We start from the raw sequence: 7373 nt of genomic DNA on the forward strand, positions 1-7373 counted from the left end.
GGCCGCCACGGGCCTCACAGACCCCCCAGGCGCGCTGGATGTGGGGGATGTGGGGGACGGAGCGTGGCCGGCGGGCCCGGCCCCGGCCCGGTCGAGCAGCCGGTCCACCAACGCGGGATGGGCCGCCCGCAGCCCGGGATGCGCCCGCAGCAGCCTGACGATCACCTCTCCCGCGTCCACGAACGGGCGCAGCGCGCCTTCGTCCTCGGCCAGCGCCAGCGCGCGGGCCAGGGAGGCCGTCGCCCGCGCCACCTCCCCGCCGCGGTCCGCCGCCACCGCGTCCAGCACGCAGGCGGCGGTGAGGCTGCCGATACCGAAGCCGGTGTCGGCCCGCAGCAGCGGGGCGAGCATCGTCGTGGCTGCGGACGCGTCCGCCCGGGCAAGGTGGACGCGTACCAGGGTGAGCACCTCGGCCGGGTCGGGACGATGGTCGGCGATCCCGCGTCGCAGCAGGGTCAGCGCCGCGTCGGGATTACCCGCCGCGACAAGAAGATCTCCTTCGGTGGCCAGCCGCGCGCGCAGGCAGATGTCGGGCAGCCCGGCCGGGCGGTGGGCGGCCAGCAGCCGCCGAGCGGCCCGGACCTCCCCCTGCCGGGCCAGGACGGCCGCGTCGAGCAGGACGAGCAGTTCGGCGGTCACCGGTTGTGGCCACCGCTGGCAGTACCTGTCCGCCTCCCGGAGATGCTGGCAGGCGGTGGCGAGCTCGTCGCTGTGGTAGGCGACGACGGCCATCGCGAGGTGAGCGTCGGCGAGCCCGGCGACCACGCCCGGCCGGAGCCGCTCACCGTCGGTGCCGACCGGACCATCAGGACCAGCCGGATCACCGCCGTCGACCAAGCCACCAGCACCGGCACCAGCCAAGCCACCGGCACCGGCACCGGCCAGGCCACCGGGGCCGAGCGAGCCGCCGGGGCCGGCCGGCCGGCCCCGGGCGGCGTCCGCCGCCGCGTCGGCCCACGCCCGGGCCTGGCGCAGCCGCCCGCGCCAGGCGTGCAGCAGCGCGAGGCCGCCCAGGCAGGACAGCTCCGTGTCGTCCATACCGGTCTCCCGGGCCAGCCGCAGCGCCGTCCGGAGAGTCTCGGACGCGCTGTCCGGACGGCCGCGCCACAGATCGGCGCGCCCCCGGGCGGCAAGCGCGACAGCCCGTACCGCGGGGCAGCCCCACCGGCCGTGATCCTGGCCGGGTTCACGGCCGGGTTCACAGCCGGGTTCGCAGCCAGGATCGCAGCACTCGGACGCGTCGCGCGGACGCTGGCCGGCGCGCAGCAGCCGGCGGGCGTGGTTGAGCATTCCGTCGGTGTCCGCCCGCAGCTCGGCGCGCCGGATCTCCAGGAGGTCCGTGGCGGCCGCCACCAGACGCCTGCGTTTCGCCGGCAGGCCGGCCGCCCTGGCCCGCGCGGCGTCCAGGCAGCCGGCCGCGGGCTCGGCGGCACCGGCCCGCAGGTGACGGGCCGCCACGACAAGGGCGCACTCGGCCGACTGGTCGGCCGATCCGGTGGGGAAGGCGTCCACCAGCGCGCCGGCCCGCTCGACGTCCACGCCCGTGGCGGCTGGCCCGGGGAGCACCCCGAGGCCGCTCTCGACAAGCAGGCAGGCGGCGTAGCGCCAGTCGCCGGCGCGGCCGGCGTGCCGCACGGCGGCGGCGAGGTCCCCGTGGTCGGCGAACCACATGGCGGCGCGCAGGTGCAGTTCGGGCTCGTCCTCCGGGGCCTCCCGCACGAGGTCGGCGTGCAGGGTCTCGGCGAGCAGCCGGTGGAAGCGGTACCAGGTGTCGTCACCGTCGATACCGATCACGAACGAGTTGGTCCGGGCCAGGTCCGCCAGCAGCACCCGCCCGTCCACGGCCGGGCTGTCCCGCCCGGCGGTGGCGGCGCCGGTGGCCGGGGTGAGCGCCGCGGCCGTCCCACCGGGCTCGGCGGCGACGACGTCGAGCAGCGGCCCGGTCAGCCGGTCGAGCACGCTGGCACGCAGCAGCAGGCGGCGGACCGCCCACGGCTGGCGTCCGAGGACCTCCGCGCCGAGATACTCGGCGACCTCACGGCCGGGATATCCGCCGGCCGCGGTGGCATCACCGCCTTCGGCGAGACCGCTATCGGCGCCGCCCGGCCATCCGGCGCTCCCCTCGCCGGCGTCGGGCACCTGGCCCGCGGCGGCGAGGGGGGCACGGGCGGCCCACAGCCGCAGGCCCGCGGCCCAGCCCTCGGTACGCGCCAGCAGCTGGTCACGGCCGGCGTCGGACAGCTCGACGCCGTGGGCGCGCAGCAGCGCGGACGTCTCCCCCGCGGTGAAGGCGAGATCGGCGGAGCCGACCTCGACCAGCCGGCCGTCGAGGCGCAGCCGGTGCAGCGCGAGGACCGGGTAGCGCGAGCAGAGCACGAGCCGCAGCGTCGGCCCGGCGCAGGCCGCCAGCAGCTCGAGCCCGGCGACCACGGCCGGATCGGCGATCAGGTGCACGTCGTCAATGATCAGTACGACCGGCGCGGACAGCTCGGTGAGGGCGTTGGCCAGCTCCCGCCAGAACCATCCCGGCCCGCCGGGCCCGACAGGTCCGACAGGTCCGACAGGTCCGATGAATCCGGCAGGTCCGACGGGCCCGGCAGGTCCGACGGGCCCGAGGGGCCGGAGAGGCCCGGTGTCGCCGACGAGCGGCGGCGTCCCGCCGGCCGCCGCGGTGGTGGTGGCGCGGCCACCGGCGGCCGCGGCCGCGACGGCCGACCTGAGGGCCGCCGGCCCGTGCCGCAGCACCCCGGCTCCCGCCGGGATGGCACCCCCGCGTTCCAGCGCGCACAGCAGGTGGAACCACAGCTCGGTGGTCGCGTCCGCGTCCACCGACAGCCACACGACCGGCCCGGCCCAGCGGCCGGCGGCGGCCCAGGATGCGGCGAGGACGGTCTTGCCGGAACCAGCCGGCCCGCTGATCACCGTGACCCCGCCGCGGACGCCCCGGTCGATGGCCTCCCAGAGGCGGATGCGCGGGACGTGGATGGCGGGCAGCGGTGGCGCGTTCGTCCGTGCGATGACGAGGGGCACCCCCGCGGCGGATGTATCCGGGTAACGAGCAACGGCCGCGGACACCTTACCGTCAACCATGTCACAACCCCCAACCGACCAGGCGCGCAACGTAGTGGTATCGCGACAAGCGGTTATGGGCAAGGCGAGACCACTGGCCGGACAGCCACGCACCCGCCGAAAAGGGGCCAGTCGCGGCCGGGCCGCGACGCGTCCGACGGCGTCATGCCCGCCAGGGCAGGAAGACCGGACAAGGCACGAAGACCGGAAACGTCACATGGGCCCCCGTACGCACCGGCCTCCCCCAACGGCTCCACGACAGCGGCCCTCCCGCCGCCGGGGAGCCCAGGAGCCGGCCCCGCGGCCGGCGCCCACCCGTGGACGGACGACGCCCACCCGTGGACGAACGACGCACACCCATCGCGGGCCTCGGGGCCCCGAGGCCGGTGGCCGGGTCTCCCGGGCTGGCTCCCGTCCCCGGCTCCCATCCCGCGGCGGCGGGGTGCGCCCCCGCGCGACCGCCGGCTGAAAAGATCGCGATCGTGTGCCTGGCGGCTCCGGCCAGGGCCGCCAGAGCCGCCAGAGCCGCCAGGCACACGGGGAACCGGCCATGTGTGCCGGCCGCGGCCACCCGCACGGAGCATGATCCAGACGAGTTTGTCGTTGGGTACGCTTCCCGAGTCCTGTGGGCGTACCCAGCGACAAGCCCGCGTCGATCTTCTCCGGTGACCGGCGCTAGGCGGCGCAGTCCGCGCACACCGCGCGATGCGCGTCCGCGAGCTGGCTGCGGTGGTGGACGAGGAAGCAGCTCGTACAGGTGAACTCGTCAGCCTGTCTCGGCAGCACCCGCAGGGACAGCTCCTCGTCGCGCACCTCGGCGTCCGGGAGATCCAGCTCCGCCTCGAGGGCGTCGACATCGTCCCCAAGATCGGCCGCGGCTCCGGCCCGCTGTGCCTTCAGCGTCTCCAGGCTCTGCTCCTGGAGTTCGTCATCCTCGACGTCAGTGCCACGCCGGGCGTCGAAGTCACGAGCCATCGAGTCTCCTTCCTTACAGTTCCGGTCGTTCTCTACGGTTGCTGTCGGCTGCGCACGCGAGACGCGACGCACAGCCGCATGTCGGTACCCGTCCAGGTCCATACCCGAACAGGATCGAGCGGCTACAATACGCAACGACTCCAGCGCGGGCACAGGCGACGAGGTTTGTCTACATCCCTGCGTGGTCGATACAGGACAACGGATCTCCCTCGACCGACGCGTACAATACGGTTCCGCGCGGCAACAGGCCAGGCATCACGCGTTCACCTCGATGTCAGACCCGACACATCCGCCTTCTCGTGGTATTCCGGTATAGCGCGGTGGTATTTCTGGCAGACGGGCCGATAACCCCAACTCGCCCAAGTCCGGACATCTCGGGGAACCCGGCATGGCAGGCCTTACCGGATCCGTCCGGATCGTCCCCACGACCCCCGTTGATGATCTTTGCTGCCGCGGCCCGCGGCACGGCCGCGAACAGACATGATCGTCCTGCTCCGGCCCGACCGGGCCCAGCCAGAGAAGAGTGATCATGGAATCGCCGGGACGGAACGACCCATAGAAGATCAAAAAGTGGGCACCCGGGAGCCGGCCGGACGCCCAGCTCCCGGCCGTCACCGTAGAGGCGGGCCCCCACGGACGGACCACTCTACAGGCGACAGGCGACAGGCCTACAGGTACAGGCCGGTCAGACCGTCATCGAGGCGTTCGGCGGCCACCGCGTGCACATCCCGCTCGCGCAGGAGCACGTAGGTCGTGCCGTGCAGCTCGACCTCGGCCCGTTCCTCCGGATCGTAGAGCACCCGGTCGCTCACCTGAATGGTACGTACGGCCGTACCCACCGCGACCACGTCCGCCCAGGACAGCCGCTTGCCCATCTGCGCCGTGGCGGGAATGACGATCCCGGCCTTCGAACGGCGGTCGGGCGAGTCCTCGCGGGGAGCGACAAGAACCCGATCATGAAGAAGTCTGATCGGCAACGATCCGGCACGCATGTCCACACCAGCCATGCCGCCAACGCCAGCCATACCGTTGACACCGCCGGAAGCAACACTCACACGCCGGACACTACCCGCCCGGGCGACACCGTCCTACAACGGTGGACGACAGCGCCGTCCATCCAGGTCCGCCCGAGATCCACCCGAGCCCGGCCAACACCCCGCGACAACCCGCGGACCGCGGATTACCGGCGCAAACGCACAAACCTCCCCGGATGGGGAATGCACTCCCAACGGGGTATAAGCTGCCGCCCATCGTCGGCCTCCCATCGTTGCCGGGCCGGCGAGGCCGGCGCCGGGCCACCACCGGATGGCCCTGTATCGTCCGGCTGCTCCGGCACCGGAGGCAACGGCGAGCCAGGCCAGTGGTCAGGCGGCGGTCGGACAGCGGCCCGGGCAGTGGCTCAGACGATGGGCCGGGCACAGGCAACACGGGGTCAGGCAATGGTTGGGTCGGCACGCTGGAACCGTGAGATGAGGCACGACGATGGCTTTGCGAATCAGTGTGGACCTTGACGGCCTGCGCTGGGCTGATCTTTTCCGGTTCGTTGACCTGGCCCGCAACGGCGGCATCGGGGCGGACGACCAGGTAGACGTAATCACATACGGTAACGATCCGCTGTCGGTCAGCCTGTCGGCACGGATCTACCCCCCAGCGGACGCGTTCGGCTCGGGCGAGCCCGAGCCGGGCGGCGAACCAGCCGGCCGCACAAGCGTCCCGGCCATCGGTGCGGCCCCGCCGTCGTCCAACGGCTCGTCGTTCGGGTACGACCCGCCCGCCGACGAGCGCGGCCCGAACGGCAACGGCGCCCACTACCCGTCGTTCGAAGCGCCCAGCGAACGCCCTGCCCCGGGCCCCCCGCCGAACCTGCCCTCGTTCTCGGGCGGCTACGACGGGCAGGGCGAACGCGGCGCCCCGCCGACCGCCGTCGCCACCCATTACCCCAGCTTCGACGGGCAGCCGGAACGCCTCGGCCCCGGCGGCGTCGGCGGGCAGTTCGCCGGCTTCGAGCCGGTCTTCGACCGGCAGGGGGGTGCCCTCCAGGGCGGTGCCCTCCAGGGCGGTGCCCTCCAGGGCGGCATCAAGGAGCCGGTCCCGGGCGGGCCAGGCCTGCCCGGCCCGGTCGACAGCCCGTACGTCGAGGAGTTCGCCCGCCTCCAGGAGGGCCTGATGCGCCAGGTCCGTCGTCCGGACGAGGTCCGCCCCGAACGGGGATGAGCGTCACGGCCAGCCGTCCGGCCACTCGCACGGCCACTCGCCAAGCGGCTGACCAGCGGCGGCCGGTGGGAGGCGGCCGGGCAGTCGGTGGGCGGGCCGCCGGCGAGCGGTGGCGCGCGCGGCCGGCAACGGGTTGCCGTCTGCCAGGTGATCGGGCCGCCCTCCACCCGGGACGCAGGGAGAACGCATGGCCGGAGTTGCCGTCTGCCCAGATGATCGGGCCGCCGGGCGGTCGGGCGGCGACGTTCGTCGTCCGGCCCGCGTCGCCGTCCAGCCGCCGGTACCCGGCCATCGATGGCGACACCGGACCGTTGGCAACAGAAGCGACACCCGGTGACAGAGACGGTAGACAGGAACTACAAAAGGTAGTGTGACGGTCGGAATGACCGTTCAAGGACGGTACCGGTAGCACTTCCCACCGGATGATGGTGCATGCTGGCATCGATGGAGGATCAGCGGACGGATGAGGTCGAGCGCTACTGCAACCGGCTGCGCTCGGAACTTCGCATGATTTCCAACGGTCCCGTCCTGGCCGGTCCGAAGATGATGGCGCACATCGGGTCCCTGCTCGCGCTACTCGACCTCCACCAACCGAACGAGTTCGACCTGTGCGTGAGCTGTGACCGGCTCTGGCCATGCCCGACGGTCGTGGCCGTCACCGGCATGTCCCCGGAGCCGGACGATGACGCACAGGCCCCGGATCCAGAAGCCAGGCGGCAGCGCGCCCAGGCTGCTCTGGAGGCCCTGGCGGCTCTGGAGGCCCAGAAGGCGAAATCCGCCCAGGCCAGCGCGTCCGCGTCGACCACCATGCCCGGGGCTCCCCTTATGCCCGGCGCCCCTGTCATGCCCGGCGCCAGCGCCGCGTCGCAGACCGCGCCCGGTACCGGCGCCATGCCCATCCAGCCCGGTACCGGCGCCGTGCTCATCCCGCCTGGTACCGGCGCCATACCCGGGGCCGGCGTCGCGCCCCCAGCGCCGCCCGTCACCGTTGTCCCGCCCGCACCCGCGCCACCCACCGTCGCGACGCGGCCTGCCGCCGCGGCAGGCCGTCCCATGCCAGGCGGCCTCGTGCCAGGCGATGCTGGTCTGCCTCCCGCGCAGGCGCCCCCCGTACC

Annotated in this window: 4 protein-coding genes and 1 pseudogene; 2 read left to right on the forward strand and 3 right to left on the reverse strand. The window is 73.5% G+C overall.

What is annotated here, in order from left to right; translation table 11 throughout:
• From AC5LUJ_RS13320 to AC5LUJ_RS13330, 3 genes are all read right to left on the reverse strand, one after another.
• Positions 1-3090 (reverse strand): winged helix-turn-helix domain-containing protein (locus tag AC5LUJ_RS13320; protein ID WP_493465021.1); only part of this gene is annotated, 3090 nt, incomplete at its 3' end.
• Positions 3091-3744: 654 nt separating this feature from the next.
• Positions 3745-4044 (reverse strand): DUF4193 family protein, encoded by a 300-nt coding sequence (locus AC5LUJ_RS13325; protein ID WP_250285732.1) that lies wholly within the window; start codon positions 4042-4044, stop codon positions 3745-3747.
• A gap of 668 nt (positions 4045-4712) precedes the next feature.
• On the reverse strand, positions 4713-5099 hold the full coding sequence (locus AC5LUJ_RS13330; RefSeq protein ID WP_250285733.1) for a GroES family chaperonin: 387 nt from the start codon (positions 5097-5099) through the stop codon (positions 4713-4715).
• A gap of 427 nt (positions 5100-5526) precedes the next feature.
• On the opposite strand from AC5LUJ_RS13330, the gene AC5LUJ_RS13335 reads away from it, so the two are divergent.
• A complete protein-coding gene (locus AC5LUJ_RS13335) occupies positions 5527-6258 on the forward strand; it encodes a hypothetical protein (protein ID WP_250290388.1) in 732 nt (243 codons plus the stop codon).
• Positions 6259-6690: 432 nt separating this feature from the next.
• Positions 6691-7373, forward strand: a pseudogene (locus AC5LUJ_RS13340) (hypothetical protein); the annotation flags it as partial.

Source organism: Protofrankia sp. CiP1_Cm_nod3 (genome assembly GCF_982290655.1).